Here is a 24754-nt window from a genome sequence, read left to right as displayed (position 1 = left end):
GTTTCGTCATCAGATTCAAATCTCAGAGGGCCCCTGCCTGGACGTTTGCCCAGGTCAGAGGCCCTCTTCTGGCTCCCCCGGTTGGACTCGAACCAACAACCCTCCGGTTACCCAATTGCCCAGGTCAGAGGCCCTGTCGCAGACGTAATCGACCTGATCGAGTGGCGTGAGCGGAGGGCATCCTGATGACCGAGAGTGATCGCACGCTGCGCGACGAGCTGTTCGCGCTCTACGACGCGATGGTCGAGACCGATGCCGCCCACACGCAGGCCACCTACGCCGCCGACCGTGGCACCGGAACGACTGCGGAGGAGGCGGCCGCCCATCGAGCGGCGCTGGATGCCCGAACTGCACTGCATGACCGGATCAACCGCATCGGGCGCACCACTCCGCCCGAAGCGGCGGACACAGACTCCCCGGTCCCGGCGGTTGGCGACGCCGGGGCCGGGGTCGGGGCAGCCCGATGAGGCCGTACATCGGGCTCTTCCGGCTGCCCGGATACCCGTATGTCGGCCAGGACGTCACGAGCCTGCTGGACACCGCCGCCCGGGTCCTCGACCAGGCAGACGACCCGATCGAGCTCGCCCTGGACCTGGCCGAGGCGATCGAGCTCGCGGCGCACGTCGTGCGAGACTTCGCGGCCGACCTGATCATCGAGCGAGCCAGGGCCTCATAGCGCCACTCCTGGTATCTGACCAGGGCCGTTCGGCCCGTCAAGTCACCACCTGTGATGCCGATCTCAGGGCTGTGATTGTTTCTCGGGAGCTCCTTCCTACCGCGGGAAGGGGTGCGGTTAACCGACCGCGCAGGTCACAGGCCTACCCGACGCGGGGCTTCTCTGGACTGACGTTGATGAATAACCTGCACGTAATGGGTGCGTCACAGCGGCGCCCGACCAGTTGGCCGAGCGCCATCTACGAGTACACGCTGGCAATGCGTGCTGCGAACCGGTCCCCGAGCACGGTCCGGTTGCACCGCCACTACCTCAACCAGCTGATGGTGCTGACCGCCACGCCCTGGACGGTGAACTCGCGGTTGCTGATCGAGGTGATGGCGCGTGAGGGCTGGGCGGCGGCCGAGACGAAGAAGAGCGCGAGGACGGTCTACCGCGGCTTCTTCCGGTGGGCGCACGGCAACGGCTGGATCGACGACGACCCGTCGCTGGTGCTCCAGCCGATCAAGGTCCCGCAGGGCGTGCCGCGGCCGGCGCCGGAGTTCGTGGTGAAGTACGCCGTGACCCGACTCGATGCGCGGCTGACGTTCATGGCCCAGCTGGCGGCGTTCGGTGGTCTCCGGGTCCGCGAGATCGCCGTTGTGCACTCCCGCGACGTCCTGGACGACGTGCTAGTCGTGCACGGCAAGGGCGGCAAGCAACGCCTGGTCCCGCTCGAGGAGCCGCAGCTGCACGGCCGTCTGCGACAGCTGCAGGGCTACGCCTTCCCCAACCGGTACTCCGGCAACCCGGTCTCAGCGGGCTGGGTCAGCAAGTTGCTCTCCGACGCCCTCCCCGAAGGCTGGACGGCCCACACGCTCCGGCACCGACTCGCGACCCGCTCGTACGACGGCACCGGCGACCTGTTCGCCGTGATGAGGCTGCTTGGCCACTCCCGGCCGGAGACCACGATGCGCTACGTCGGGCTGACCGACGACCGACTGCGAGCAGCTGCACGCGCCGGCCGGCTCGCGAGCTAGTCGCTCGAGGCCTTCGCCAGGATCCGGATGATGTGTGGCTGGGAGACGCCGGCGGCGCGGGCGACGTCGGCCTGGGGGATGTTGGCCTCGTCAACGGCCTGGACGATCAGCCGTTCCCTGGTCTCGAGCTCGGCGGCGAGCTGCTCGCGGAGCTCGGTGATCCGGCCGCTGCTGACCTTGATCCGCTCGGGTAGGGAGTCGAGCTCTGCGACGACGGTCATGGTGACCACCTCTCCGGCGCGACGCGCCTAGTAATACGTGTAGGTAAGCGGGGGTTCCTCCCGAGTATCGAGCGCGTGAGTACGTCGAAGAGCGCTGCTGGTGGGCGTGGCCCGCTGGTTCGGGGAACCTGCGACGCCGGCCACGTCACCGAGACGCACGCCGCCAAGAACCGGGTCACCTGGACGGGCACCTGCTCGGCCGAGGGCTGTGACCTGACGGTCCGCGCTCGTCGGGTGGCGACCCAGCGCGGCGGCGACTCACCGCCCCCGAGCCCGAGCCCGGAGAGCGCGGGCTCGGGGGCGCCCGCACCCATCGTCAAGGAGGTCGACTATGCCGCCCCGCAGCCGAAGCACCGAGGACCCCGAGCAGACGACGGAGGCCGACGCGACGACGCCGAGCCCGGGCCTGCCGCCGGACCCGATCCCGACCAGCCCGCTGTTCAGCGCGAGCCGCAACCAGGAGCCACCGACCCCGGGGACGGACCCGGAGTGGTCGCCGAGTCCCGGCGGGTACGACCCGACCGCCGCCGCCGCCTCCCCCGATACGGCTTCCGCAGCCCCCTCGACCCGCAGTAGCGCACGCGAGCGCCTGCGCGCGCTGAAGAAGACCGCCGAGGCCGCCGTGGCGACCGCCGGCGGCTTCGCGCACCGGTTCCTCACCCGCCCGGCCACGCTGCCCCGTGAGAGCGGCCTGTGGCTGCCCGACGAGGACGACGTCGAGGCGATCAGCGACCCGCTGGCCAGCCTGGCATCGCGCCGTACGCCGAAGGGCGCCGAGAACCCCGACGTCACCGACCTGATCCGCCTCGCGCTCGGCCTGGTCGGCTACGTCGCCAAGCAGCTCGACCAGCTCGAGCAGCTCCGCGCCTACCAGCACGAGGACCCGCAGCCGACCCCGCCGCCGGACGCCGGCGCGCAGAGCATGGCCGAGTGGGTGCAGGTCGACGAGCCCGCCTACCCGTGACGCAGGCGCAGGAGTACGCCCGGCAGGTCCACCCGTTCCCGCCGATCGACCCGGACAAGAACCAGCTCATCCTGGTCGTGGGGCGCAAGGGCTCGGGCAAGTCGGCGTGGGCGTACGAGGTGTTCCGCAACTGGCCGGCGATCGACAAGCTGGTGATCGATCCGCACGGCGACGCCGACCCGGGCTCGGACATCGGCACGGTGACGGTTCCGAAGCTGCCGGACCAGCTGCCTATCCCTCGACGTAAGGGCGAGCACACCGTGACTCGCTGGGTGGCCAACCCGGCGTCGAAGACCTACCGCGAGGACCTGGACCGCGCGGTCGCGCTCGCGCTGTACCCGAAGGACCGCCGCGTCCTCGTGTGGATCGACGAGGCCGGCGAGGTGTTCCCCAGCAACCGGACCGGCCCGCACGCCCGGGTGCTGCTCCAGCAGTCGCGGCACTACAACACCTCCGCGATCATGTGCTGCCCGCGGCCGGTGACGATCGACCCGCTCTGTCTGGCCCAGGCCGACCGGGTGGTGATGTACGACGTGCCGAACCCGACCGACGTCGACCGGATGGCCGCCTCGATCGGCCTTGAGCCGCGCTACCTGCGCGAGCAGCTGAACGAGACCCGGCTGCGCGGGCCCTACTGGTACACGATGTTCGACGCCAACACCCACGAGCTCTACCGGTGCCCACCGATCCCGCTCTCCAGCGGCTACAAGCACGCGCAGCAGTGACGGACCGGACCTGTGCCTTCGGGTCGTTCGGGTCGTACCTCGCTCAGAATCGCTCTGGGAGAACGATCAACGCAGCTCTTCGAGCTGGACCCGCACCTGGACGGTCGCCTGGGTGATGTTGCCCTCGGGCAGGTTCTCAAAGGTCAGCTTCACAACGAGCTCGTCGTACGGCTCGATCAACACAGGCCGGTTCGGGTCGGTGGTGAGGGTGGCGAACCCGGGCGCGTTGATGGTCGCGAGCAGGTCGGTCGGTCGGTCATCACCGGCGAAGAGCTGGTACGTCGTCGTGATCTGGCTGGCGTCGGCGAAGGACGTCAGCGACTGCACGATGAGGCTCAGGACGTTCCACCGGTAGCCGCGCGCCGGGATGCGCACGATGCCCCCGGTCGTCAGGGGCACCTCGGCCTTGACCGAGACGCTGAAGCGCGGTCTCCGGACGTCGGGCGCGGGGTACATGGTCACGCCCCCGGGAGGAACTTCACCAGGAACGGCTTCATCCGCCCGCGGCCCTCGTACGCGTCGTACAGCGCGGCCGCGCCGACGAGGATGCCGAGGTAGCCGACCAGGAGCGCGTTGCGCCGGCTACGGAAGTGGAGCGGGGAACTGGTCACTCCGCCGACGCCTCGAGCTCGGCGCGCCGGTCGAGCTCGTCGCGGATCGCCTTGCGCGCCCCGGCCTCGATCCGCTGCGTAAGGACCCCGTTGGTCTGCTCGCTGATGGTAGCCAGCGCCCGAGACTGCTTGACCTGATGGCCACCGAGCCCAGCCAGACCGGCGACCGTGACGACGAACGCCACGAAGCCATCCGCGTCGTGGTCGGTGAGGACCAGGGACAGGTAGCCGATGAAAATCATCGCCAGGACAACCAGACCGGCGACCAGCTCGCGGGGGGAGAGTGTCGGAAACGTCATGGCGGTATCTGACGCCTTACCCGTAGGTGTCATTGGGGATCTGGTGGGCGTGTTCACCGGGCCATTCCCGGTCGATAGATCAGAACGTCGCGAGCGTGTCGGCCAGGGCGTTCGCCTGGAGGCCGGAGCCAGCGGGCTCGGCGAGACTCCCGTAGGGGTGGACGCCGTCCGACGCCTGGATCGCGCTGGCGCCGCCGTCGAGGCGGATGGAGTAGGACTCGTATCCGGGCACGTAGGTGTAACCGTTGCGGCGCGCATAGGCGGGCAGGGCGGCGTTGCGTGCTCGGTGGTCCGCGACGTTCGCCGAGGGCAGCAGCTCGGGGTTCTGGGAGGCCACGATGAGGCCCACCGAGGGCTGCTGTGCGCGCAGGTCGGCGACGAACGAGTCGATGGCCTCGAGGAACGCCGTGGGGCTGGTGCTGCCGTGGTTGTGCCCGTGGTTGATGGCGAACCCGTGCAGGGGGGTCGAGCTGGGGTAGAGCTCGGCGATGTGGCCCTGCTGCTCGGAGAGCTGGCTGCCGGATAGTCCGCCGTTGTAGATGGACACGGTGGGAGGCGCGGTGGCCGCGGTCAGCTGCTCAACGCGGACGTAGTCGAGTTCCACGGCGAAGTTCGTCGTCACCCAGATTCCGATCAGGGTCGAGGTCGCGACGAGGTCGGTCGCGTCGGCGTCGAGGACACATCCCAGGGGGGCCCCGTTGACCTGCGCGGTGCAGCGGCTGCCCACAACCTGGATGCCGAAGTCGAACGCGTCGCCAGCCGGGAAGTTGGTGAGCTGGTCCATCGTCGCGATGGTCGCCTGGGCCCCGGCGATCCGCTGGACGATCTGCCCGCGCCAGTTGCCCGCAGCGCGGTCGATGAACAGCGCCAGCCAGTTGTTGTCGTCTTTGCGGGCGATGCCGAGACGCAGCACTCCGACCCCGGTCTGGTAGGTGCGGCCGGACATGGCCCGGTCGCCGACCGGGACGGTGTTCACGATGGTGGCGCGCAGGGTCTCCGACGACGTGGCGCGCATCCGGCCGTTGGCAACGTCGAAGTCGTTTGCCGCGTTCGCGTGGCTACCCGCCCACGGCGTCCCGACAGTCGGGGTGGTGCCGATGACGTCGGAGGCCGGGGTCGCGAAGTCGTCGTAGATCACAGTTGCGCGTGCGCTAACGCCCGTCTGCACCGGCACCGGGCTCTTGTAGCTCGCGGCGCTCCCGTTGCGCTCGTAGACGTCGACGTTGGCGCGTGGGGCGTAGCGGCCCGTCCACAGCAGGAGGCCCATAACGAGCCACTCGTACATCTTGTCGGCGGTGGAGTCCGAGGCGATGCCGAACGCGGCCGACAGCCCCATCCGCACTCGTGAGACGAACGCTCGGGCGCCAGGGGCCAGAGACAGGTCCAGAGCGGTGGCCGTGCGCGCGTCGACGGCCGCCTGGGGATCGGTCTCGCCGGGCTGGATGCTCTGCGCTGTCGAGGCCGTCAGACTGCCTGCGGAGAGCCGCTCTGGGAGCCGGTCTTCGGGGACGTTGCCGGAGCCGTCGCCGACCACGACCTGGCCGTCCGCGAGCCGGTCGGGGATGTAGGCCTCGGGGACCTTCCCGCCCTCGGCCACGACCAGGTCGAGGCCCTCGACGGCCTCGACCGCGAGGCGGGTGCCGCTGGTGCCCATCAGTCGCTCCCGCGCATGAACACGCTGCCGGAGATCGGGCCGTCGTAGTCGACGAAGAGGCCGTGCTGGAGGTTGATCCCGGGGAAGAACCAGTCACGGGCGCTCTCGCCGGGTGCGAGGGCGACCTTCATGATGACGTCGGCGTCGTCGTTGCCGCCGTCGTAGAAGAGCACGCGGACGGTCACGTCGCCCTCGTCGGACTCGTTGGTCAGGGCGAACCCGACCATCGCGGACGGCGAGGTCGCGACCCGCTTGGTGGCGCCCTCGGTGATGCCGACCGCGACCGGGCGGGCGCCGCGGAGCAGGACGCCGCCGACCGATTCGCCCAGGGCGCGCTCGAGCTCGACGCCCCACTTGATCAGCTGGGTGTCGCGGTCGTCGGGCTGGGCCGGCTCGGCGTTGGGGGCCGGCTGTGCTCGGCCTACGTCTCGGAAACCCATCAGCTGCTCCTTCTCGGTGACTGCCGTGGCTTGCTGCCCTGGGCGATGCCCACGGCGATGAGTGCGACGCCGCCGATGACGACGGTGGCGACGATGGTCAGGCGGCGTATCTCGGTGGTGAGGGCGCCGGCGATGTTGGAGTTGGCCGCGTTCACGAGCGCGGGGTTGGTCGGGGTGTCGGCGGGCTGGGCGCCGGTGTTGTAGGTCGGGGTCGACGGCGCGTCGACGGCGCCGGAGAGGTACGGCGCTGGGTCGCGGTGCTGGCCGTTGACGCGGACCTCGAGGTGGAGGTGTGGGCCGGTGGTGTTCCCGGTCTCGCCGGCCGCTCCGACGACGGTGCCGGCGACGATCTGCTCGCCGCGGCTGGCGCCGATGTGGGAGAGGTGGCAGTACCAGGTCTCCAGGCCGGGCTTGTGCACCACGACGACGCGGTTGCCGTAGGCGCCGGCCCAGCCGGTCGAGCTGACGCGGCCGGCCGCGACGGCTCGCACGGGTGTGCCGGTGGGGCACGCGAAGTCGGCACCGGTGTGGGCACCCGAGGACCACAGCGAGCCCGCCTTGCCGTACGGGGTGGTGATCGCGTAGCCCTGGACCGGCTGGACCCACTTGCCGTCCTCGAGCGCGCGGCGGCGGCCGGTGCTGGTGAGGCTCATCGTGTCTCCTCGGTGCCGCGCCACAGGCCGATCGCGATGATCGCGAATCCGCCGAGCACGCCGGCGCCGATCAGGACCGCGGGGGCGAGCTCCTTGACCAGGAGCCCGACGACGCCCTGGGCGACGTCCAGCGCGCCGCCTCCGATGCCGGAGAGCAGGTCCCCGGCGCCGCCGAGCACGTCGCCGGGGTCGGGCACCCCCGGGATGCCGGGGATGCCGGGGACCTTGATGCCGGCCACCGATACGCCTCCGCCGGCGGGTGAGCCGGCTGGCGGCGCGGTCGAGCTTCCCGGGGTGGCGGGTGTGCTCGACAGCGGGCCGCCGCGTGCGGCCGCCTCGGCTTCGTCCAGGTACTGCCGGTAGGCGCCGGACTTGTACACCGACCACGGCGAGAAATCAGCGCCGTGGTTGGAGATCACGTCCATCGCGACGGCGTTGAACGCGGGGTCGCGCAGGTGCTGGGCGTCTCGGGCCCGACCGGTGCCGGTCTGGGCGCGCACCGACCGGATCTGCCACAGGCCGAGCGAGGGGCCCCAGGTGGCGTCCGCGAGCGCGACGTCGCCCTCGGCGCCCGGGTCCAGCCCGGACTCGGCCATCGCGATCGCGGTGGCGATGACGGCGCGCGGGCGACTCAGGCCGGCGCCGCGCGCCAGCCTGAAGACGTACGCCGGCGTCAGCGTGCCCACAGCGTGCTCACTTCTTCTTGGCTACCTTCTTCGCCGGGGTCGCGGCCTTCTTCACCGCGGCGCGGGTGGTGGCCGCACCGCGCGACGCCGCGGGCCGAGCGGCCGGGACACGGCCGGCCGGCGAGGTGCGGCCCAGTTGGGCCGGCCGGGCCGCGGCGGTCGCCCTCGGCTTCGGCTTCTTCGGCTTGGTCACCGCCGGCCGACCGGGCAACCGGGGCCCCTTCTTCTGGCCGTCAGCCTTGGCCGCCTTGCCCTTGCCGGGCTTCTTGCCGGGTCGTGCGCCGGGCTTCTTGGTGGTCTTCTTCTCCGGCTTCTTCGCCGTCGCCTTCGGGGCGCTCTTGCCGGGCCGGCCGCGGGGGCCGCGTGGTCCGGGCGGGCCGGGTACGACCTCGAGCGGCTCGTCGGGCTCGGCGGGCACGATCGGCTTGATCGTCTCGCCGAGCTGCTCGAGCTGGCCGCCGATCTGGCCGCCGAGGCCCTCGACCTGGTCGCCGAGGTTGCTCAACGCGGGGCTGAGCTCGCTGATCAGGTCCTCGGTGCTGGTGTCGACGGTGCCGTAGTCGATCCCGCCCCCGTTACGTCGGGCCATGAACGCCGCGAGCAGCACGACCACGCCGCCGGCCGCGGCCAGCTGCATCTTCGGTGAGAGCCCGCCGAGCCCGCCGAGACCCTTGCCCTTGCGGGTGCTGCCGGCCGACGCTGGTGCCGGGCCAGGGGCCGGCGCGCCGGGGGCCGGGTTCAGCGGTCCCTCGAACCCTGGCGTGGATGGCGTGGATGGGGTGGCCATCAGGTCATCACCCGGCCGCGGCGCAGACGCTCGGCGAAGGTGGCCGCCGCGGCGCTGCTGGTCGAGGTGACGCCGGTGGCGATGTCCGCTCCGCCCATGTCGCGGGTGACCGAGGGCGAGGCGATCCGGCCCGCGGCGCCGGTGATCTCGGGCTGGACCTGCGGTCCGTAGGAGCCGCCGTAGGAGATCTCCGGGTCGCCGTCGGCGCCCAGCACCGCCCGCAGTCCCACGCCCTGGGCGCGACGCAGGATCACCCGCGCGAGACTGAGGCCCTGGCGTGCGTGCGGGTCGACGCCGAACGCGAGGTCCTGACGGGCCCGGACGTTGCTCCAGCCCATCTCAGCGGCCCTGGAGGGTCCGGACGAAGCTGCTCGCGCCGGCCGCGCCCTTGGTGACCACGGAGCCGGCCTTCGAGCCGTTGTAGACGATGATGTAGAGGCCGGTCAGGATCCCGATGTACTTCAGTGCGGTCTTGCCCATCGTGCTCTCGCTTTCGTTGTGTCGTACGTCGACGCGCGACGGGTCACCAGGACCCGCCGCCTCCCCCGCCACCGCCGGAGTCGCCGCCGGAGTCGCCGTCATTGAGGGCCGGGCCGACGCCGGCCAGGTCGGGGATGGCCGGCTTCGACGGGTCGAGCGCCGCGCTGGCCAGGGTGGAGAGCCACTCGAAGCCCTCCCCGACCCGCTCGGCGCTGTCGCGTCGGCCGACGAGCGCCTGGAGCGCGACCAGGGCGAGGATGCCGGTGAACACGCCGCGCCAGGTCACTCGATCACCCCGAGGCGCTGCAGGCCGTCACCGGCGGTGACCTGGACGATGATCCAGACGCCGAACGCGACGATGACCAGGCCGCTGAGCCTCATGTGGTCTCCACCTCGTCCTCATCGTCGTCCTCGTCCCAGTCGCCCCGGCCGTAGTTGCTCGCGTCGGCACCGCTGTCGTCGAGCGGGTACCACGGCCGGTTGAGGAACTTCGCGCCCAGCCAGCCCGTCACGCCGTCCTTGCCGTAGCGCAGGTAGTTCAGGAACAGCACGTAGAGCAGCAGGCCGCCGAGGAACCCGGCGCCGTCGTTGACGGTGAGCCGGCGCGGTGGCGTGAGCCGGAGCCCGCGGGCCTCCTTGATCCCCGAGTCGATGGCCTGCTCGGCGCCCTGGCCGACGTCGCCGGCCTTCTGGAACCAGCTGCGGCCCGTGCTCGAGGAGCCCGAGGATCCGCGTTGCCCGGCCGGTCCCGGGGCGCCGCGCGCCCCTCGCCGGCCCCGAGCACCGGCGGCGGGCCGCCGTGCGGCTCCCGGGACCAGCCCGGTCGCCGGCCCGCCGCCGGCGGTCTGCGCTCCCGCACCACCGGCGGCGGCCCGGCCCGCCGCAGCACCACCGGCCGCGGCGCCACCTGCGCCCGCGGCTTCAGCTGCTACTGCGGCAGTCACCGATGCCCCCTACTTGCCGAGGCTGACCGACGCGGACGCCGGGCCGACCCGGACGCTGGTCGAGTAGGCCATCAGACCGACCGACGCCGCGGCGACCACGCCGAACCAGAACAGCGGGTGCGAGGGCGAGAACGGCGACTGCTTCCCCGCCGGCCCGGCCGCGGGCGCGAGCTCGCGCGCGTCGTCGCTCTGCTGGGGCTTGTTCGAGATGAACGAGCCGCCGTACTTCTCGGCCGGGCCCTGGATCCAGCTACCCATCGCCGATCACGACCCCGCGACGAAGATGGACTCGGCGACGTACTCGACCCGCGGGTTCGACAGCGCGACGCCGGCCGCGATCTCGATGATCTGCCGGAACTCGGCCGTGGTACCCAGGTCGACGGTGTCGCGGAACGCGTTCTCCTGGGCGTACTCGTGCGAAAAGAACCCCCACACCTTGCCGATGTCGGTGTTGTAGTACTTCTCGTTGAGCTGCCGCATCAGCGCGCCCGACTCGATCTCGTCGGGGGTCTCGTTGCCCGAGTAGCGCCAGGCGAGGCGACCGAAGTTGGCGTCGGTCACCGGCAGCGGCACGTTGTTGTTCCAGACCTGGCTGAAGAGCCTGATCAACGTCTTGCCGGCGCCCTGGCCCGTCAGGTAGATCTCGTTCGCACCCAAGCCCAACCCGTCGCCCTTGCTGATCTCGATCAGGGAGTGGAACTGCGACAGATCCGGCACGATGATCGTGCCGTCCGCCATCGGGATGCTGAACCGCTTCGCGAGCACCTGGACCTTCCCGGCCAGCGCCGCGGCGCCGTTGCCCGTCAGCGCGAACAGCTCGGCCGGCGTGGCCCAGTCGAGCATCAGCGACAGGTCGGTGCTCGAGGTCGCGCAGAAGATCGCGCCCATCAGGTCCACCTGGTCCTCGGAGACCGGGATCACCCACTCGAGGTCCACGTCGTAGGTACCGGCCGCGATCGCCGTCGCGCCCGACCCCACACCCCACGACTCGCTGCTCTTCGCGAGCGTGCCCTGGGTGACCGTGGATCCGGCGATGCTCTGGGACACGCCGCGGTCGGTCAGGTCACCGTGGCGCATGAACTGGTGCACCTTCAGCTTCAGCCCCGAGACGTTGATCAGGTTCGACTGCCCGTTGGCCGTGAACCGGATCTTCTTCAGCAGGTCGTAGGGCCACCGGCGGGTCGTGGCGACCGCCCCGGTGCCCGGGGTGACCGTCAGCGTGCCGACGAACCGGACCGTCAGCTCGGACAGGATGTCGGTCTTCTTGATCTCGACGACGTCCTGGGCACCCAGCCCGGCATACGTCTTGTTGTACTCCAGGCCCAGCTTGCGCCGGGTGCGGGCGAAGAACTCGCCGGGCCGGACGGCGGACTCGGGCACCGCGATGCCCTGCATGTAACGCTCGGCTGCCTGCGCCATCTGCGTTGTTCCTTTCGTGGGGTGTGCTCGGAGGGTGCGCCGGGCACGGCCCCGGCAGGGGGTGGGCGGTCAGCCGTTGCGGCGTACGGCGTAGTCCCGGAACTCGGCGAGCCCCGGGATCGGGAGGCGGTCGGCCGCGATGTTCAGCAGCGTCAGCGAGACCACGCTGACGCCACCCACGGCAGCCCAGAACGCCAGGCCGCGAGCGGGGCGAGCCATCAGCCGCGCTTGCCGTACTTGTCGTACGCCACGGTCACGGCGAGCGCGATCACCGCGGTGTACAGGAGGCCCTTGGTGGACATCGTCATCCTCTCGGTCGGGAGTGGTTCACACAGCGCGAATCCGACGCCTTACGTGCATGCATGACGTCGGATTCGCTGGGCGTGTCGCCAGGTTCAGGACTCAGCGACCACCGCCTGACCGGGCGGAGTGACGGGACACTCGTCGGACTCAACGGCGCACTCCGAGCACAGGAGCCGCCCATGGACGGTGGTCCATCCCGAGTCGTCGGCGGCAGCCCGGGCCTCGGCCAGGTTGAGGAAGTGGCAGCACCACTCGTCTTCGTCGTAGCGGTAGCCGCACTCGTCGCAGGCGACGTGCCAGCACGGCTCCGTCTCGCGCCGCAGGCGGAGATCCAAGCCGCGGTCGTCGCGCCGGATGACGCGCAGCATCCGCCACGCCTCGGATGCCGTCGTCCAGTGCGGCGTGCCGTCGCCCCACTCGAAGGCCTGGCCATTCTCGTCCTCGGGATAGAAGCACGGCGCGGACGCCTGCTCGATCCCGGCAACCTGCGCAGTCTCGGCCTTCATGCTCGGTTCCCTTCGGGCGGTGTGACGTACTCGCAGCCGGGCACCGGGCACGGGTCGTCGTGCACGCTGCGCGCCGTGTCGGCGCAGTCGCAGCACACGCAGCAGGGGTACGAGACCGGCTCAGCCATCCGACTCACCACCGGGCGGAGTGGCTACGCCAGCGCGCTCGGCGACGGCGTTGATCTTGTCCTCCAGTGCGAGCAGCGCAAGGCCCTGGTGATCGCCCAGGTGCTCGACCGCACCCAGCGCCGCTACGGCGACGTCGAGCAGCTCGGCCACGACGTCACTGCGCTTGTGGGTCGTGCCCTTGCGCGGGTTCTGGCCGGTGTACCCGATGTAGGCGGAGATGACCTCGCCTGCCTCCTCGGTGATCTTGGCGAGCCGACCCCAGGTGATCGCCTCGGGATCGCGGCCCGCGTTCCCGGCGTCGATCCACCGGGACAGGGCGACGAGGTTGTCGGCGGTGGTGTCGCCACTCTCGGCCGTCTGGTCAGGCATCGCCACCACCGAGGAGACGCGCGGCCAGGAGGGCGATGACGACCGTCTGGAAGATCAGGGCCGCGACGAGGATCGGGACGGTCATCGCTCAGCCCTCGCGATCTTGAGGTGCGCCGCGATGGTCTCCAGCCGGCCGCGGCGCCGGCCGCGGTCGTAGGCCGCCATCGCGACCGCCAGGGCGACGAACGCGGTCCTCATCGTGCGCTCCGGGCGGCGACCTGGATCAGGCGCCAGGTCTCGGCGGTGACCTGGCCGTCGCCGGCGAGGTCGTGGGCGTTCTGGAACGCCTTCACGCGGTCGATGGTCCACTTGGTGGCGGTGGCCCCGGCCTCGTGTCTGGACTTGGCGTTGGCGGGCAGCTCGAGGAGCCAGTTCTCGAGCTGCTTGACCGAGCGGCTCTTCGAGCACTGGTGGCCGACCTTGAAGTGCTCGGGTCCCGGGTAGGCCTTCAGCGGTCGGCGCAGCTGCGCGGCGACGTCGGCGCGGGCCTGGTGCATGTCGATGTCGTCGGGGTCGGGCTTCCGGCCGGCGGCGTACTCCTTGTGGCCGCACAGCGAGTCCTTGGCGTCGGCCTGGAGGCGGCGCAGGATCGCGGCGGTCCCGGTCACCAGCGACGCGTACATCGGCCAGGGCGTGGGCTCGCCGGTGGTGTTGTCGGTCTCGACACCGAGCGACTGGGTGTTGCCACGGTCGCGGCCGATCACGCCGAACCCGGCGCCCTCGCCGGCGTGGTTCGCGCGGCCGGCGGCGAGGACGTGCCAGGTGCCGACCGGGTGCCGGCCGTTGCAGCCCATGCAGACCCACAGCTGCGAGAGCGGGGCGGGGATGCCCGGGGGGCGGCCCTCCTCGGCGATGAACCTCGCGAACGCCGGCGAAGGACCCGGGGCGGAGGCGTCGTGGTGCCACATCACGGCCTCGGGCATGAACGGGCCCGCGGTGCGCGGACGGCCGCGGTGCCTCCAGCCCGGGTACGTCACCACCGGCACGTCAGCGCCGCGCAGCACCGCCGCGAGCCAGGTGGCCATCACGTAGTCGGGCGCGAAACCGGTCAACCGCGCCAGGTCGGGCGTGACCACGGTCGGCTCGACGTCGAGCCACGAGCTGGCCTCGTCGTCGGTCATGTGCAGCTCGGCGGCGAGGTCGACGACCTCCGGGCCGGCGGCGGGCAGAGGGTTGGACAGCGGGTTGGACATGGTGAATCTCCTTCTGTGGTTGGGAATCCGTGTCACTCGTGCGTCAGTCGGGCATCGCCAGGGCGGCGTCCATGAGCTCTCGTAGCTGGGCGCGGTGGGCCGAGTGGTCGACCGGCGCCGCGAGCTCGCCGGTGGACGCGTCGACCGGCGCGCCGTCGCCGGGCAGCTCCCGGCGGTGGCCGTCGCTGGGCCGCTCGCGCAGCTCCCGGCAGCGCGGCTCCGGGTGTCCGCAGACCCGGCACAGCTCGGCCGGGTCGACGGCCCGGGGCCTCGAGGTCCCGGCCGGGGTGCGCCAGTGCTCGCCGTCCATGCCGATCACGGCCGGCGTGCGGTTGTGCGCGCTCATCGCGGCCCTGATCGCGGCGATCGCCAACTCCGGGCCCGGCGCGCGATCGCGGGCCCGGCCGAGCTGTGAGAACACCCCCGGCACATCCCAGTCACGCCGAAGCGAGTTGATGAACCGGGCGAGCTCCTTCGCCTGGTCTGGTGTGAGGGCTGGCCAGCTGCTTCTCATTCATTCATCCCGTCGTCGAACAGGGGGGGGGTGAATCCGGGCGGGTCATAGCCATCGGTCGGGCTCGCGCGCGGACCAGTTACGGAGGCAGATGAATGACCCGTTGGAGTGGAGTGGAGTGGAGTGGTCCGTGGGGCCGGACCACTACGCGGACCACTACGCGGACCACTACGCGGACCACTACGCGGGCTGTTGCGGTCCGGCAGAGCGGACCACAACTCCGTTGAGTTGTGGTCCGCTCTGCCGGACCGCGAATCTTCGTAGTGGTCCGCGTAATAGAGCTCGGGCTCGACCAGGAGCCGGTACTTCGAACGGCGCCGGCCGGTGCCCGCGATCTTCTCGACGAGGGCCGGCCTGATCTCAGTCGGCTTCACGAGCTCGTCGATCGCTTCGACGATCCGCCCCTTGTGCTCGCCGGCAGAGCGAGCCAAGTCCTCGAGCTTCGGGCTGCACCAGAAGGGCGGTCGCTGATCGTAGGTATCGAATGCGAGCAGCAAGAGCACCAGGCGCTCACGCGTCGTTGTCCACTCGCGCGGCAAGCTTGTAGCCCAGGAGACGGCCGGCCGCGGCCCGTTGACGTCGATCACCGGCACTCCTTGCAGAGGCCGGAGCGGTGGTACGTCCGCCGACCGCACCCGGTGCACCGCGGTTTCACCGGGGCAGGTGCCGTGCTGGCGACGTACGCCGCCCGCGTGCGCTCCTGGTTTGCGGTCCAGGCCTCGATCTCGGCCACGCGACGCTCGGCTGGGGACTGCCGGGTGGCCACGGCTACCACTCGCGAGCTCGGAGCGCGATGACCGCGCCCCAGCCCAGGCCACAGACGCCCACAGCCTGGAGGACGTAGGTCAGCGCGACCACCAGGCCGGTCACGAGGCCCCGCCCGTCACCAGCGCTTCGACAACCGCGGCCTGGATCCGGTAGTCCCGGCCCACCTTCACCGCCGGAAGTGACCCATCCTTGATCCAACGCCGCACCGTGACCGGGTGAACGCGCAGCTGATCCGCAACCTCCGGCACCGTCATGAGTCCGCTCATGGATAGGAACTATGAGCGATTATTTGACTAATAACGATGAGACACGCCGAGACTTCTGGGCATTTATCAACCATTCGGGCGCCACAGATGTACTCTGCGAACATGGCGAACATCGTGGAGATTGAAGAGGCCCTGCTCGTCGACGAGCAGGAGGTCGCGGACGAGGTCGGCGCTCGGATTCACCAGCTGATGTGGCGCAAGCGGATCACTCAGGTCCAGCTCGGCCGGGCGCTTGGCATTGGTCAGTCGACGGCCGGGAAGAAGGTGCGCGGCGAGACGTCGATCACGATCCCTGAGCTAATGAAGATCGCCCGGCTCCTGGACGTGGAGCCGGGCGATCTCTTGCCTCCGTTGGAGGAGGTAACGCTCCCCCGGTTGGACTCGAACCAACAACCCTCCGGTTAACAGCCGAATGCTCTGCCAGTTGAGCTACAGGGGATCGTGCGCCCGCACAGGTTAGCAATCGGCCGGCAGCAGCGGAAATCGAGGTGTCAGTCGGCGCCGACGGCGGCGCGGGCCTCGGCGAACGCCTCCGCGGCGGCGCGGCGGACGGCGGGATCGTCGGGGTCGACGCCCTCGTCGTACTCGTAGAACCAGGCGATCGGCTGGTCTCCCCGGGGCGCACGGCGGGCGATCACGCGCACCCCGCGCCGGCCGTCGACCGGGACGTGCCGCTGGAGCACGACGCTGGCGGTGACGCGCTCGCGCACCAGCTCGAGCAGCCGCCCGGGCTCGGTGAGGTTGAAGGTGTGCTCGGGGCGCCGCTCCCCCCAGGCGCCGACCTCGCTGACCCGGAGCGTCGAGGTGTCCTGGTCCCAGTCGGCGGCCTGGACCTGCTCCCACGGGATCCGCACGGTCTCCTCGAGGCCGAGGCGGTCGTGGCCGAGGGTGCGGACGACGTACAGCGCGTCGCGGGTGCCGCCGAGGCGCGCGTCCGCCGCGACGGCGTCGGCGAGCAGCCGCTCACCGCGCTCGACGCGCACCGGGGTCCGCTCGCGGCGGAAGAGCGGGCTCACTCGGCCGGCCCCGTCAGGCGGTCGCGCAGCGCGCGGCGGTGCGCCTCCAGGGCGGCCAGCTCTCCGAACATCCGGTTGAACACCTCGGGGTTCTCGACGGGGTTGGTGCGCTGCAGCTTGGACTTGATGTCGCCGATCCGCCGGGCCACGGTGAGCTCCTGGAGCCGCAGCAGGTACTGGGCGACGTACGCCGCGTCGGGCTCCTTCATCAGCGGCTCGACGCCGAGCGCGCTGATCGCCGACGAGACCGCCGGGTCGGCCGCGGCGTCGCGCAGCCGGGTCGCCCAGCCCGCGTCGCCGGCGCCCGCGGTGGGCCCGCCGGCTGCGGCGACGATCTCCCAGACGGCGCGGTACGTCGGGTGCGTGAAGTCGTCGGGGCCGACGTCGGAGGTGAGCCGGCCGATCGTCATCGGGTGCTGGATGACCAGCTTGAGCGTCTCGCGCTCGATCGAGAAGCGCGGGTCGCGGAGGTCCGGGACGTTGGAGCGCGGCGGAGCGGCCGCGGGCTGCCCGGCACCGGGGCCGCCGGCGTCGCGGGCCTGTCGGGAGGCGGACCTGCGCACCTCGGCCCGGGCCTCGTCGGGGTCGACGCCGACCATCCCGGCGAGCTCGCGGGCGAAGGCGTCGACCTTCGACCGGTCGCGGATGCTCGAGACCAGGCGGGCGCCCTCACGCAGCGCGTCGATGCGGCCGTCGGCGCGGTCGAGGTCGTACTTGGCGACGATGTTGGAGAGCACGAACCGGTAGAGCGGCACCCGACGGGCGACCAGCTCGCGCACCGCGGCGTCGCCCTTCTTGATGCGCAGGTCGCACGGGTCGAGGCCGTCGGGCTCGACGGAGACGTAGGTCTGGGAGACGAAGTTCTGGTCGCCGCCGAAGGCGCGGACCGCCGCCTTCTGCCCGGCCGCGTCGCCGTCGAAGGTGAAGATCACCTCGCCGCGAAACTCCTCGTGGTCGTTGAGGAAGCGCCGCAGCACCCGCGCGTGGTCGTCGCCGAACGCCGTGCCGCAGGTCGCGACCGCCGTGCCGACGCCCGCGAGATGGCAGGCCATCACATCGGTGTAGCCCTCGACGATCACCGCCTGCGACGACCGGCCGATCTCGCGCCGCGCCAGGTCGAGGCCGTAGAGCACCTGGGACTTCTTGTAGATCTTGGTCTCGGGGGTGTTGAGGTACTTCGCCTCGATGCGGTCGTCGTCGAAGATCCGCCGCGCGCCGAAGCCGATCGTGTCTCCGCTAGCGTCGCGGATCGGCCAGAGCAGCCGCCCCCGGAACCGGTCGTACGCCGAGCGGCCGACCGCCACCAGGCCGGCCTCGACCGTCTCCTCCTGGGTGAACCCGCGGCCGCGCAGGTGCTTGAAGAGCGCCTCGCCCTCGCGCGGGGCGAAACCGATGCCGAAGGTCTCGGCCGCGGCCTGGTCGAAGCCCCGCTCGGCGAGGAACTGCCGGGCGGCCAGCGCGTCGGGAGTGCCGAGCTGCTCGGCGTAGTAGAGCTGCGCCACCTTGTGCGCCTCGATCAGCCGGCCGCGCTGGGGGCCCTTGGGGCGGTCGTCCCGGCCGCCGAACCCGTCGTCCTCCCGGCGCACCACCACGCCGACCTTCTCGGCGAGCCGCTCGACCGCCTCGCCGAAGCTGAGGCCGTCGATCTTCATCAGGAAGGTGATGACGTCGCCACCTTCTCCGCAGCCGAAGCAGTTGCCGGTGAGGATGTTGTCCTCGAGGACGAAGGCGTGGCCGTCCTCGACCTCGGCACAGAAGACTTCCTCCACCCGGTCGGTGGGCTCGACGGACTGCACCACCCAGCCCAGGCGGGCGAACTTCCTCTCTGCATCGACGAACCTCTGTCGATGGCTGTCCAGCAGGAAGAAGTCCTCGGTGAGGTCGTCGTTCACGAAGTGGACGCGGAACAGATCGGTCGCCTCCGTGCCCAGCCCCACGCGTGACTGCGACGTGATCCCGTACGTCGCGATGCCCAGCCGGGTGCACACGGTGCGGACGAACTCGAGGTCCTCGCGACGGGCCGAGTTGAGGATGACGGTGCCGTCCTCTGCCACGCATCCGTCGGCCGCGAAGTAGCCGGCCAGCCATCCGTAGAGGTAGGACACCGACTCGTCCAGAGGGGGCAGGTCCTTGAAGAAGCGCGGCAGGTGGTGGACGAGCAGGTTGTCGCCGGACGCCGACGTGTGGCTGTTCGGGAACCACTTCAGCATCGCCAGGTCCTTCGGCGGGCACAGCAGGGCCATGCTCCCGGTACCGGATCGCGTGCCGTCGCCGTACGTGAACCCGTGGGCGATGCCGAACGGCGACGGGGTGGTTCGCTGGATCCGCGAGCGCGGAAATGTCGAAGCCAGGCGGTCACCGGACTTCAGATCCGCGGTGAGGACTTCGCGGCGCTTCTTCCGGTCCCTCCCGGATCGCACGAACCAGCGGTGGCCGTCGGTGGCGAAGAGCTCCTTCCGCTGCCGGTTGCGCGTGACCACGATGCGGTGCAGTTGCTGAACGCCGTACGACTTGAACGGCGCCTCGAGCCAGTCGCCCCGCGCCCCGAGGACCCGGTGCGTCCCACCCGCGAGCTCACGGATCTCGCGGGGCCCGTCCCAGGTCAGGACCCGGGTCTCCCCTGCCAGGCAGTGGAAGAAGCCCCGGCCCGGGTTGACGTTGAACGACGGCGACTTCTCATCGTGGAAGGGGCAGAGCCCCTTCTGGGACCCTCCGCCGGCGTTGCGGAGCGTGACGTACTGCGAGACCACGTCGTCGATGCGCGCCTTCTCGCGCACCTCGGCGATGTCCTCCTCGCGGATCCGTCCTGCCACGCCGTGATCCTACGGGCGGGGTGCGTGCTAGTACTCGCCGGACATCACGTTGAGGAGCTCCTCGCCGGCGGCGTAGCGGCGGAGCTGCTCGAGCACGAGGCGCTGCGCGCGCGGCCACATCGCGCTGCTCGCGCCGCCGACGTGCGGGGAGATCAGCAGGTTGGGCGCGTCCCAGAGCGCGTGGTCCTCGGGCAGCGGCTCGATCTCGGCGACGTCGATGGCCGCGAGGAGGCGGCCGGTGTCGAGCGCCTCGATCAGCGCGGGCGTGTCGACGACCGCGCCCCGGGCGACGTTGACCAGCAGCGCGCCGTCCTTCATCGCGGCCAGGAACCCGGCGTCGACCAGGCCCCGGGTCGCGTCGGTGAGGGGTACGACGAGCACCACGACGTCCACCTCGGGCAGCAGCCCGGGCAGGTCGTCGATGGCGTGCACGCCGTCGCGAGCACGGCGGGCGACCCGCACCACCTCGACCTCGAAGGGCAGCAGCCGGCGCTCGATCGCCTCGCCGACGGCGCCGTACCCGACGATCAGCACCCGCTTGTCGGCCAGAGCGGGGTGCCATCCGGAGTGCCAGCGGTGCCGGTCCTGGTCGCGCACGAAGCCCGGGACGCCGCGCAGGCTGGCCAGGATCAGGGTGAGCGCCAGCTCGGCCGTCGAGGCGTCGTGGATGCCGCGACCGTTGCACAGCGTGACGCCCTCGGGCAGGTGCGGGCGGATGTTGTCGACGCCGGCGGTCATCGTCTGGACGACCTCCAGGCTGGTCATCCGCGACAGCACCTCGGCGACCCGCGGTCCGACCTGGTACGGCGGCACGTAGAAGCGCACGTCGGCGACGCCGTCGGGCACGTGCTCGGTCGGGTCAACCCGCTCGTAGCGCAGCCCGGACGGCGGGTCGCCCAGGTCGGCGGGGTCGAACGGCAGCCAGACGAGTCGGTCGGTCACGCTGCCGAGACTAGGACTCCCACGAGGAGGAGCAGAGGGCGGCGTGCCGGGCGACCGCGCTGGCGTCGGTGAGCGAGGCGACCTGGTCGACCACGACGCGCAGCCGGTCGAGGTCGTCGGCGGCGGCGAGCCAGTCGTCGGCGAACGGCCGCTCCAGGGCGTCGGGCCCGCGCTCGACCAGCGCCTCGACGAGCTCGCCGAGCAGGGTGCGCTGCCGCTCCATCAGCGCGACCCGGTCGTCGGCGCGCATGACGTAGTGGGCGGCGATGCCCTTGAGCACCGCGATCTCCAGCCGGGTCGCCTCCGGCACCACGAGGTCGGCGCGGTAGCGCACGAACGGCCCGTCGCTGGCCGCGAACGTGGCGTGCTGCACGGCGCCGCAGAACCGGCCGATCACGTCGCTGGTGAGGTTCTTCAGGGCCGCGAGCGAGCGCCGGCTCCCGTCGTACGACGTGCTCGGCCAGCCACCCACGGCGCGCAGCTCGGCCAGCGTGGCGTCGAGGACGTCGTCGGTGGCGTCGGGCAGGTACCAGTCGCGCACCGTCTCCCACACCGCCGCCGGGTCGATCGCGGCCAGGTCGATGCGGCCGGCGACGATGCCGTCCTCGACGTCGTGCACGGAGTAGGCGACGTCGTCGGCGAGGTCCATGACCTGCGCCTCCAGGCACTGGCGGGTGCCGTCGGCGCCGCGGCGCATCCAGTCGAAGACCGGACGGTCGTCCTCGTAGACGCCGAACTTGCGCACCGTGCGCGGCGACCCGTCGGCGTGCACGCCGCGCGGCTCCTCGGCGGCGGACCGCGGCCAGGGGTACTTGGTGCAGGCGTCGAGCGTCGCGCGGGTCAGGTTCAGCCCCACCGACGCCCCGGCGGCGTCGACGGTCTTGGCCTCGAGCCGGGTGAGCAGCCGCAGGGTCTGCGCGTTGCCCTCGAAGCCGCCGCACGGCTCCCCCATCTCGGCCAGCACGCGCTCGCCGTTGTGGCCGAACGGCGGGTGGCCGAGGTCGTGGGCCAGCGCCGCGGTCTCGGCGATGTCCGGCTGGCTGCCCAGTGCCCGGGAGAGGTCGCGGGCGACCTGGGCCACCTCGAGGCTGTGCGTCAGCCGGTTGCGCACGAAGTCGTCGCTCTGCGGGCCGACCACCTGGGTCTTCGCGGCCAGCCGCCGGGACGCGGCCGCGTGCACCAGGCGGGCCCGGTCGCGCTCGAACGGCGTGCGAATCGGCGCGTCGACGCGCTTGCGGGGCTCCTCGACGATCCGCTCGCGGGCGGCGTCGTCGTACAGGTCGGGGTTCTCCATGGCAGCGCGAGCCTAGTGCCGCGGCGAGCGCGCCCGACACATGGTGATCCTCGTCGACACGTCCGTGTGGTTCGAGGACCCGCGGCCCCACCCGAGCCGCGCGAATCCCATGCGCGGCACATGGTTGCCGCTCTCTCACATGCAATCTAGCCTCGGTGCATGACGATGATCCAGATCCGCAACGTGCCCGACGACGTCCACCGACGCCTCAAGGCACGTGCGGCCCTCGAGGGCGTCTCGCTGTCCGACCTGGCACTTGCCGAGTTGCGGCGGTCCTTGGACCGGCCGACTCGTCGTGAGCTTCTCGAGCTGGTGGCCTCCCGTGAGCCTGTCCGCTCCGGCCCTTCCTCGCCGGAGTTGATCGACTCGGGACGCAACGCCCCGTGATCGTCCTCGACGCGTCTGCTGCGATCGAGTGGCTCCTCGTGCGTGACCTCGGAGCGGCTGTCGCTGCTCGGTTCAGCGACCCCGATGTCACCGTGCACGCGCCGTCACTGATCGGCGTCGAGGTCGCGGCAGCCCTGCGGGGCCTCGTGCTCGGTGGGCACGCGCAGCCTGAGCGGGCATCGCTCGCACTCGCGGACCTGACCGCGGCGGACATCACCCTTCATGATCCGACCCCGCTTCTGCCCCGAGCTTGGGAGTTGCGGGACAACCTCACCCCGTACGACGCGGTGTACCTCGCGCTTGCCGAGGTCCTCGACGCAAGGCTGGTCACCACCGACGCGCGCATTGCCACGGCGCCGGGGCTGCGGGCCGAGATCGACGTGGTCACGAGCCCCTGACGACGGTTGTCAGTACGTCGTGACGTGCACGTGGTCGTAGTGGTTGGCAGTGGCCGAGCCGCGGTTCGACATGGCCCGCCAGCCCTCGCCGGACCGCTCCACCGACCAGATCCGCTGGGAGTAGATGACGTAGTTGACGCCGAGCGCGCCGAAGTTCTCGCGCACGAAGTTCGCGACCTGCCAGCCGCGGTCACCGCTCACCATGATGTCGACGGCGAGGCCCTGGGAGTGCTCACCGTCGCCCCGGAACGTGCCGTAGGTGCTGATCTCCGGGAAGTTCGCGCACACCGCCTCGTGCACGGCCACGATGTTCGGGCTCACCCCGGGCGAGACGGAGGTGCCGTTGGTGCAGTTCCCCTCGACCGACAGGGCCGCCGTCGGCTTCTCCTGCGAGAGGTAGCCCTGGGTGACCCACCGGGACTCCCCCTCGACGACGATCTCCACGCGGCCGGAGGCGCGGCGGCCGGTGACCAGCACCCGCTTGCCGGCCTTCGTCTCGCCGTCCTTGGCGGCGAAGTCACCCGATCCGGTCCAGAGGTTGAGGTCGGTGGTCGTCCACAGCCGGGTGTCGGCCTTCCGGACCGCCGAGCGGGTGGCGACCACCCGGGCGCTGCGATCGACGGCCTTCTGGAACGCCTTGCGCTCCCGAGGCGTGTCGAGGCGCGACTCGTCGCGGGACGCACCCGGCTCACGGGTGGCGGCGCCGGAGATGCTGGCGGCGTCCTGCGCGACCGGGATGTCGCGGACCGGCTCACTGGACAACACGCCCAGCGTCACCGCTGATCCGGTCGCCAGGAGGGCGATCGGTGCGGCCACGAGGGCGGCTCTGGGCTTACGGCGGGCGCTGGTCTCCCGCTTGTGGCGGTGGTCTGCCACAGCGCTGATCCTTTGCGGGTTGCTGTCAGGTCGGTGTCACCGGACCGCTCTCGGGGGAAGGTCACGAAACGGCAACGACGGTTGAGTCAACCACACCGATTCCACGGTCGTGCAATTTTCAAACGACACAGATCGGGTATTCGGTCACCCGCCGGTGGCCTCGTCGGCGTCCTCCTGCACGTGGCAGCCCGCGCCGTCGGCGTCGTCGAGCCAGCCCTCGGGCAGCACGACGCGCTCCCGCGGCGAGCCCTGGCGACCCCGCGGGGCGCCCAGCGCGCTGGCCGGGAAGGGCTCGTCGGGGTCGAGGTCGGCGAGCAGCCGGTCGAGGTCCGCGAGCGTGCACACCAGGCCCAGCGAACGCCGCATCTGGCCGCCCGCGGCGAAGCCCTTGAGGTACCAGCTGACGTGCTTGCGGAACTCCTTGCAGCCCCGCTCCTCCCCCAGGTGGCGGCACAGCAGCTCGGCGTGCCGGCGCATCATCGAGGTGACCTCGCCGAGCGTCGGGAGGGTCGCCACCTCCTCTCCGGAGAACGCCGCGGCCAGGTCGCGGAAGAGCCACGGCCGGCCCAGGCAGCCTCGGCCCACGACGACACCCGCGGCGCCGGTCTGCTCGACCATGCGCAGCGCGTCGGCGGCCTCCCAGATGTCGCCGTTGCCGAGCACGGGGATGTCGACGTGGTCGACCAGCGCCGCGATGGCCTCCCAGTCGGCCTCGCCGGAGTAGGCCTGCGCCACGGTCCGGCCGTGCAGCGCGATCGCGGCGACGCCGCTCTCCTGCGCGATCCGGCCGGCGTCGAGGTAGGTCAGGTGCGCGTCGTCGATGCCCTTGCGGGTCTTCATCGTGACCGGCACGTCGTACGGCGCGGCCGCGGAGACGGCTCGCTCGAGGATCTCACCGAGCAGCCCGCGCTTCCACGGCAGCGCACCGCCGCCGCCCTTGCGCGTCACCTTCGGGACCGGGCAGCCGAAGTTGAGGTCGATGTGCGCGACGCCGTACTCGGCGCACAGGATCTCGGCCGCCTTGCCGACGTAGAGGGGGTCGGTGCCGTAGAGCTGGACCGACCGGGTGGTCTCGAGCTCGTCGAAGACCAGCATGTCCTTGGTGTGCTGGTCGCCCTCGACCAGGCCGCGGCTGGTGATCATCTCGCAGACGTAGAGCCCGGCGCCCTGCTCGGCGCAGAGCCGTCGGTACGCCGCGTTGGTGATGCCCGCCATCGGCGCCAGCACCACGGGGACGTCGACCGTCAGCGACCCCAGAGTCAGACTCCGGGTCGGCGCGGTCGGCGGCGTGGCGGTGGACATGTGTTCATTGTCCGGCCGCGACACGGACGGTCCAAAATCGGCTTCCGTCCGGCACCACGAGTGCCGGGAGCAGCTACCGCCTGCTGTTGGCCGACCGGTCCCG

The 24754-nt window shown here is 71.3% G+C and carries 36 protein-coding genes and 1 tRNA gene; 8 read left to right on the top strand and 29 right to left on the bottom strand.

The window, feature by feature from the left end:
* The first annotated feature begins 185 nt into the window (after nt 1-185).
* The 3 genes from FHU40_RS18565 to FHU40_RS18555 all read left to right on the top strand — a co-directional run bounded on the left by FHU40_RS18565 (nt 186) and on the right by FHU40_RS18555 (nt 1692).
* Nucleotides 186-467, top strand: a complete 282-nt coding sequence (locus FHU40_RS18565; RefSeq protein WP_183593693.1) for a hypothetical protein — start codon at nt 186-188, stop codon at nt 465-467.
* A complete protein-coding gene (locus FHU40_RS18560) occupies nt 464-676 on the top strand; it encodes a hypothetical protein (protein ID WP_183593692.1) in 213 nt (70 codons plus the stop codon). Before FHU40_RS18565 ends, FHU40_RS18560 begins: the two co-directional genes overlap by 4 nt.
* Nucleotides 677-933: 257 nt before the next feature.
* Nucleotides 934-1692, top strand: a complete 759-nt coding sequence (locus tag FHU40_RS18555) for a tyrosine-type recombinase/integrase (RefSeq protein WP_183593691.1) — start codon at nt 934-936, stop codon at nt 1690-1692.
* Here FHU40_RS18555 and FHU40_RS18550 read toward each other — a convergent pair.
* On the bottom strand, nt 1689-1913 hold the full coding sequence (locus FHU40_RS18550) for a sigma factor-like helix-turn-helix DNA-binding protein (RefSeq protein ID WP_183593690.1): 225 nt from the start codon (nt 1911-1913) through the stop codon (nt 1689-1691). The two genes, FHU40_RS18555 and FHU40_RS18550, sit on opposite strands and share 4 nt — an antisense overlap.
* A 331-nt stretch (nt 1914-2244) precedes the next feature.
* Between FHU40_RS18550 and FHU40_RS18545 the strand changes: the two genes are divergently transcribed.
* Nucleotides 2245-2877, top strand: a complete 633-nt coding sequence (locus FHU40_RS18545) for a hypothetical protein (protein ID WP_183593689.1) — start codon at nt 2245-2247, stop codon at nt 2875-2877.
* Nucleotides 2874-3602, top strand: coding sequence for a hypothetical protein (locus FHU40_RS18540; RefSeq protein WP_183593688.1), 729 nt, complete (start codon nt 2874-2876; stop codon nt 3600-3602). Before FHU40_RS18545 ends, FHU40_RS18540 begins: the two co-directional genes overlap by 4 nt.
* Nucleotides 3603-3668: 66 nt before the next feature.
* Here the strand turns inward: FHU40_RS18540 and FHU40_RS18535 are convergent, their stop codons facing one another.
* The 21 genes from FHU40_RS18535 to FHU40_RS18435 all read right to left on the bottom strand — a co-directional run bounded on the left by FHU40_RS18535 (nt 3669) and on the right by FHU40_RS18435 (nt 15623).
* Nucleotides 3669-4064, bottom strand: a complete 396-nt coding sequence (locus tag FHU40_RS18535) for a hypothetical protein (RefSeq protein WP_183593687.1) — start codon at nt 4062-4064, stop codon at nt 3669-3671.
* The gene (locus FHU40_RS18530) at nt 4061-4213 is read right to left on the bottom strand and encodes a hypothetical protein (RefSeq protein WP_183593686.1); all 153 of its coding nucleotides are present in this window, start codon (nt 4211-4213) and stop codon (nt 4061-4063) included. The genes FHU40_RS18535 and FHU40_RS18530 overlap by 4 nt, the downstream gene beginning before the upstream one ends.
* Entirely contained in the window at nt 4210-4569 is a 360-nt protein-coding gene (locus FHU40_RS18525) for a hypothetical protein (RefSeq protein ID WP_183593685.1), read from the bottom strand. The genes FHU40_RS18530 and FHU40_RS18525 overlap by 4 nt, the downstream gene beginning before the upstream one ends.
* Before the next feature lie 22 nt (nt 4570-4591).
* Entirely contained in the window at nt 4592-6166 is a 1575-nt protein-coding gene (locus FHU40_RS18520; RefSeq protein WP_183593684.1) for an SGNH/GDSL hydrolase family protein, read from the bottom strand.
* Nucleotides 6166-6606 carry a hypothetical protein gene (locus FHU40_RS18515; RefSeq protein ID WP_183593683.1) on the bottom strand — a complete coding sequence of 147 codons (441 nt, stop codon included), beginning with the start codon at nt 6604-6606 and terminating at the stop codon, nt 6166-6168. The genes FHU40_RS18520 and FHU40_RS18515 overlap by 1 nt, the downstream gene beginning before the upstream one ends.
* Entirely contained in the window at nt 6606-7259 is a 654-nt protein-coding gene (locus tag FHU40_RS18510; RefSeq protein ID WP_183593682.1) for a M23 family metallopeptidase, read from the bottom strand. Before FHU40_RS18510 ends, FHU40_RS18515 begins: the two co-directional genes overlap by 1 nt.
* Nucleotides 7256-7945, bottom strand: a complete 690-nt coding sequence (locus FHU40_RS18505; protein WP_183593681.1) for a transglycosylase SLT domain-containing protein — start codon at nt 7943-7945, stop codon at nt 7256-7258. The genes FHU40_RS18510 and FHU40_RS18505 overlap by 4 nt, the downstream gene beginning before the upstream one ends.
* Nucleotides 7946-7952: 7 nt before the next feature.
* A complete protein-coding gene (locus FHU40_RS18500) occupies nt 7953-8732 on the bottom strand; it encodes a hypothetical protein (RefSeq protein ID WP_183593680.1) in 780 nt (259 codons plus the stop codon).
* The gene (locus FHU40_RS18495) at nt 8732-9070 is read right to left on the bottom strand and encodes a hypothetical protein (protein ID WP_183593679.1); all 339 of its coding nucleotides are present in this window, start codon (nt 9068-9070) and stop codon (nt 8732-8734) included. The genes FHU40_RS18500 and FHU40_RS18495 overlap by 1 nt, the downstream gene beginning before the upstream one ends.
* A gap of 1 nt (nt 9071) precedes the next feature.
* Nucleotides 9072-9212: a hypothetical protein gene (locus FHU40_RS18490; RefSeq protein ID WP_183593678.1), complete on the bottom strand. Its 141-nt coding sequence runs from the start codon at nt 9210-9212 to the stop codon at nt 9072-9074.
* A 43-nt stretch (nt 9213-9255) separates the two neighbouring features.
* Nucleotides 9256-9498, bottom strand: a complete 243-nt coding sequence (locus tag FHU40_RS18485) for a hypothetical protein (protein WP_183593677.1) — start codon at nt 9496-9498, stop codon at nt 9256-9258.
* A 91-nt stretch (nt 9499-9589) separates the two neighbouring features.
* Nucleotides 9590-10156 carry a hypothetical protein gene (locus FHU40_RS18480; RefSeq protein ID WP_183593676.1) on the bottom strand — a complete coding sequence of 189 codons (567 nt, stop codon included), beginning with the start codon at nt 10154-10156 and terminating at the stop codon, nt 9590-9592.
* 9 nt (nt 10157-10165) lie between these two features.
* Complete coding sequence (locus tag FHU40_RS18475; protein WP_183593675.1) at nt 10166-10414, bottom strand: hypothetical protein; 249 nt, start codon at nt 10412-10414, stop codon at nt 10166-10168.
* Between the two features lie 6 nt (nt 10415-10420).
* Entirely contained in the window at nt 10421-11575 is a 1155-nt protein-coding gene (locus tag FHU40_RS18470; protein ID WP_183593674.1) for a hypothetical protein, read from the bottom strand.
* 69 nt (nt 11576-11644) lie between these two features.
* Nucleotides 11645-11794, bottom strand: coding sequence for a hypothetical protein (locus FHU40_RS18465; protein ID WP_183593673.1), 150 nt, complete (start codon nt 11792-11794; stop codon nt 11645-11647).
* Nucleotides 11795-11970: 176 nt separating this feature from the next.
* Nucleotides 11971-12384, bottom strand: coding sequence for a hypothetical protein (locus FHU40_RS18460; protein ID WP_183593672.1), 414 nt, complete (start codon nt 12382-12384; stop codon nt 11971-11973).
* A 120-nt stretch (nt 12385-12504) separates the two neighbouring features.
* On the bottom strand, nt 12505-12882 hold the full coding sequence (locus FHU40_RS18455) for a MazG-like family protein (protein ID WP_183593671.1): 378 nt from the start codon (nt 12880-12882) through the stop codon (nt 12505-12507).
* A 194-nt stretch (nt 12883-13076) separates the two neighbouring features.
* Nucleotides 13077-14075 (bottom strand): peptidoglycan recognition protein family protein, encoded by a 999-nt coding sequence (locus FHU40_RS18450; protein WP_183593670.1) that lies wholly within the window; start codon nt 14073-14075, stop codon nt 13077-13079.
* Between the two features lie 43 nt (nt 14076-14118).
* On the bottom strand, nt 14119-14589 hold the full coding sequence (locus FHU40_RS18445; RefSeq protein ID WP_183593669.1) for a hypothetical protein: 471 nt from the start codon (nt 14587-14589) through the stop codon (nt 14119-14121).
* Nucleotides 14586-15176, bottom strand: coding sequence for a helix-turn-helix domain-containing protein (locus FHU40_RS18440; protein WP_183593668.1), 591 nt, complete (start codon nt 15174-15176; stop codon nt 14586-14588). Before FHU40_RS18440 ends, FHU40_RS18445 begins: the two co-directional genes overlap by 4 nt.
* A 279-nt stretch (nt 15177-15455) precedes the next feature.
* Complete coding sequence (locus tag FHU40_RS18435) at nt 15456-15623, bottom strand: helix-turn-helix domain-containing protein (protein ID WP_183593667.1); 168 nt, start codon at nt 15621-15623, stop codon at nt 15456-15458.
* Nucleotides 15624-15659: 36 nt separating this feature from the next.
* Here FHU40_RS18435 and FHU40_RS29860 point away from each other — a divergent pair, with 36 nt between their 5' ends.
* On the top strand, nt 15660-16028 hold the full coding sequence (locus FHU40_RS29860; RefSeq protein WP_183593904.1) for a helix-turn-helix domain-containing protein: 369 nt from the start codon (nt 15660-15662) through the stop codon (nt 16026-16028).
* Here FHU40_RS29860 and FHU40_RS18425 read toward each other — a convergent pair.
* From FHU40_RS18425 to FHU40_RS18405, 5 genes are all read right to left on the bottom strand, one after another.
* Nucleotides 15990-16062, bottom strand: a tRNA-Asn gene (locus FHU40_RS18425). The two genes, FHU40_RS29860 and FHU40_RS18425, sit on opposite strands and share 39 nt — an antisense overlap.
* A 52-nt stretch (nt 16063-16114) precedes the next feature.
* On the bottom strand, nt 16115-16639 hold the full coding sequence (locus FHU40_RS18420; protein WP_221199894.1) for a hypothetical protein: 525 nt from the start codon (nt 16637-16639) through the stop codon (nt 16115-16117).
* A complete protein-coding gene (gene dnaG / locus FHU40_RS18415; protein ID WP_183593666.1) occupies nt 16636-19452 on the bottom strand; it encodes a DNA primase in 2817 nt (938 codons plus the stop codon). Before dnaG ends, FHU40_RS18420 begins: the two co-directional genes overlap by 4 nt.
* Before the next feature lie 27 nt (nt 19453-19479).
* The gene (locus tag FHU40_RS18410; protein WP_183593665.1) at nt 19480-20394 is read right to left on the bottom strand and encodes an NAD(P)-dependent oxidoreductase; all 915 of its coding nucleotides are present in this window, start codon (nt 20392-20394) and stop codon (nt 19480-19482) included.
* 10 nt (nt 20395-20404) lie between these two features.
* Nucleotides 20405-21688, bottom strand: coding sequence for a deoxyguanosinetriphosphate triphosphohydrolase (locus FHU40_RS18405; RefSeq protein ID WP_183593664.1), 1284 nt, complete (start codon nt 21686-21688; stop codon nt 20405-20407).
* A gap of 159 nt (nt 21689-21847) precedes the next feature.
* Between FHU40_RS18405 and FHU40_RS18400 the strand changes: the two genes are divergently transcribed.
* Both FHU40_RS18400 and FHU40_RS28430 read left to right on the top strand, forming a co-directional pair.
* Nucleotides 21848-22075 carry a FitA-like ribbon-helix-helix domain-containing protein gene (locus FHU40_RS18400; protein WP_183593663.1) on the top strand — a complete coding sequence of 76 codons (228 nt, stop codon included), beginning with the start codon at nt 21848-21850 and terminating at the stop codon, nt 22073-22075.
* Nucleotides 22072-22473: a PIN domain-containing protein gene (locus FHU40_RS28430; protein ID WP_183593662.1), complete on the top strand. Its 402-nt coding sequence runs from the start codon at nt 22072-22074 to the stop codon at nt 22471-22473. Before FHU40_RS18400 ends, FHU40_RS28430 begins: the two co-directional genes overlap by 4 nt.
* A gap of 9 nt (nt 22474-22482) precedes the next feature.
* Here FHU40_RS28430 and FHU40_RS18390 read toward each other — a convergent pair whose 3' ends face one another.
* The gene (locus FHU40_RS18390) at nt 22483-23349 is read right to left on the bottom strand and encodes a VldE C-terminal domain-containing protein (protein ID WP_183593661.1); all 867 of its coding nucleotides are present in this window, start codon (nt 23347-23349) and stop codon (nt 22483-22485) included.
* A 144-nt stretch (nt 23350-23493) separates the two neighbouring features.
* The gene (gene dusB, locus FHU40_RS18385; protein WP_183593660.1) at nt 23494-24651 is read right to left on the bottom strand and encodes a tRNA dihydrouridine synthase DusB; all 1158 of its coding nucleotides are present in this window, start codon (nt 24649-24651) and stop codon (nt 23494-23496) included.
* Between the last annotated feature and the right edge of the window lie 103 nt (nt 24652-24754).

The organism is Nocardioides soli, from assembly GCF_014191495.1.
GTDB lineage: Bacteria > Actinomycetota > Actinomycetes > Propionibacteriales > Nocardioidaceae > Nocardioides > Nocardioides soli.
The sequence above is the reverse complement of the archived record's forward strand: the minus strand, read 5'-3'. Positions and strand labels throughout refer to the sequence as shown.

Bases quoted from the DNA above. Each gene is read 5' to 3' on its own strand.
- FHU40_RS18565 (WP_183593693.1), top strand. From the start codon at position 186: ATGACCGAGAGTGATCGCACGCTGCGCGACGAGCTGTTCGCGCTCTAC.
- FHU40_RS18560 (WP_183593692.1), top strand. From the start codon at position 464: ATGAGGCCGTACATCGGGCTCTTCCGGCTGCCCGGATACCCGTATGTC.
- FHU40_RS18555 (WP_183593691.1), top strand. From the start codon at position 934: ATGCGTGCTGCGAACCGGTCCCCGAGCACGGTCCGGTTGCACCGCCAC.
- FHU40_RS18550 (WP_183593690.1), bottom strand. From the start codon at position 1,913: ATGACCGTCGTCGCAGAGCTCGACTCCCTACCCGAGCGGATCAAGGTC.
- FHU40_RS18545 (WP_183593689.1), top strand. From the start codon at position 2,245: ATGCCGCCCCGCAGCCGAAGCACCGAGGACCCCGAGCAGACGACGGAG.
- FHU40_RS18520 (WP_183593684.1), bottom strand. From the start codon at position 6,166: ATGGGCACCAGCGGCACCCGCCTCGCGGTCGAGGCCGTCGAGGGCCTC.
- FHU40_RS18515 (WP_183593683.1), bottom strand. From the start codon at position 6,606: ATGGGTTTCCGAGACGTAGGCCGAGCACAGCCGGCCCCCAACGCCGAG.
- FHU40_RS18510 (WP_183593682.1), bottom strand. From the start codon at position 7,259: ATGAGCCTCACCAGCACCGGCCGCCGCCGCGCGCTCGAGGACGGCAAG.
- FHU40_RS18500 (WP_183593680.1), bottom strand. From the start codon at position 8,732: ATGGCCACCCCATCCACGCCATCCACGCCAGGGTTCGAGGGACCGCTG.
- FHU40_RS18495 (WP_183593679.1), bottom strand. From the start codon at position 9,070: ATGGGCTGGAGCAACGTCCGGGCCCGTCAGGACCTCGCGTTCGGCGTC.
- FHU40_RS18490 (WP_183593678.1), bottom strand. From the start codon at position 9,212: ATGGGCAAGACCGCACTGAAGTACATCGGGATCCTGACCGGCCTCTAC.
- FHU40_RS18475 (WP_183593675.1), bottom strand. From the start codon at position 10,414: ATGGGTAGCTGGATCCAGGGCCCGGCCGAGAAGTACGGCGGCTCGTTC.
- FHU40_RS18470 (WP_183593674.1), bottom strand. From the start codon at position 11,575: ATGGCGCAGGCAGCCGAGCGTTACATGCAGGGCATCGCGGTGCCCGAG.
- FHU40_RS18465 (WP_183593673.1), bottom strand. From the start codon at position 11,794: ATGGCTCGCCCCGCTCGCGGCCTGGCGTTCTGGGCTGCCGTGGGTGGC.
- FHU40_RS18460 (WP_183593672.1), bottom strand. From the start codon at position 12,384: ATGAAGGCCGAGACTGCGCAGGTTGCCGGGATCGAGCAGGCGTCCGCG.
- FHU40_RS18455 (WP_183593671.1), bottom strand. From the start codon at position 12,882: ATGCCTGACCAGACGGCCGAGAGTGGCGACACCACCGCCGACAACCTC.
- FHU40_RS18450 (WP_183593670.1), bottom strand. From the start codon at position 14,075: ATGTCCAACCCGCTGTCCAACCCTCTGCCCGCCGCCGGCCCGGAGGTC.
- FHU40_RS18445 (WP_183593669.1), bottom strand. From the start codon at position 14,589: ATGAGAAGCAGCTGGCCAGCCCTCACACCAGACCAGGCGAAGGAGCTC.
- FHU40_RS18435 (WP_183593667.1), bottom strand. From the start codon at position 15,623: ATGAGCGGACTCATGACGGTGCCGGAGGTTGCGGATCAGCTGCGCGTT.
- FHU40_RS29860 (WP_183593904.1), top strand. From the start codon at position 15,660: ATGAGACACGCCGAGACTTCTGGGCATTTATCAACCATTCGGGCGCCA.
- FHU40_RS18405 (WP_183593664.1), bottom strand. From the start codon at position 21,688: ATGGAGAACCCCGACCTGTACGACGACGCCGCCCGCGAGCGGATCGTC.
- FHU40_RS18400 (WP_183593663.1), top strand. From the start codon at position 21,848: ATGACGATGATCCAGATCCGCAACGTGCCCGACGACGTCCACCGACGC.
- dusB (WP_183593660.1), bottom strand. From the start codon at position 24,651: ATGTCCACCGCCACGCCGCCGACCGCGCCGACCCGGAGTCTGACTCTG.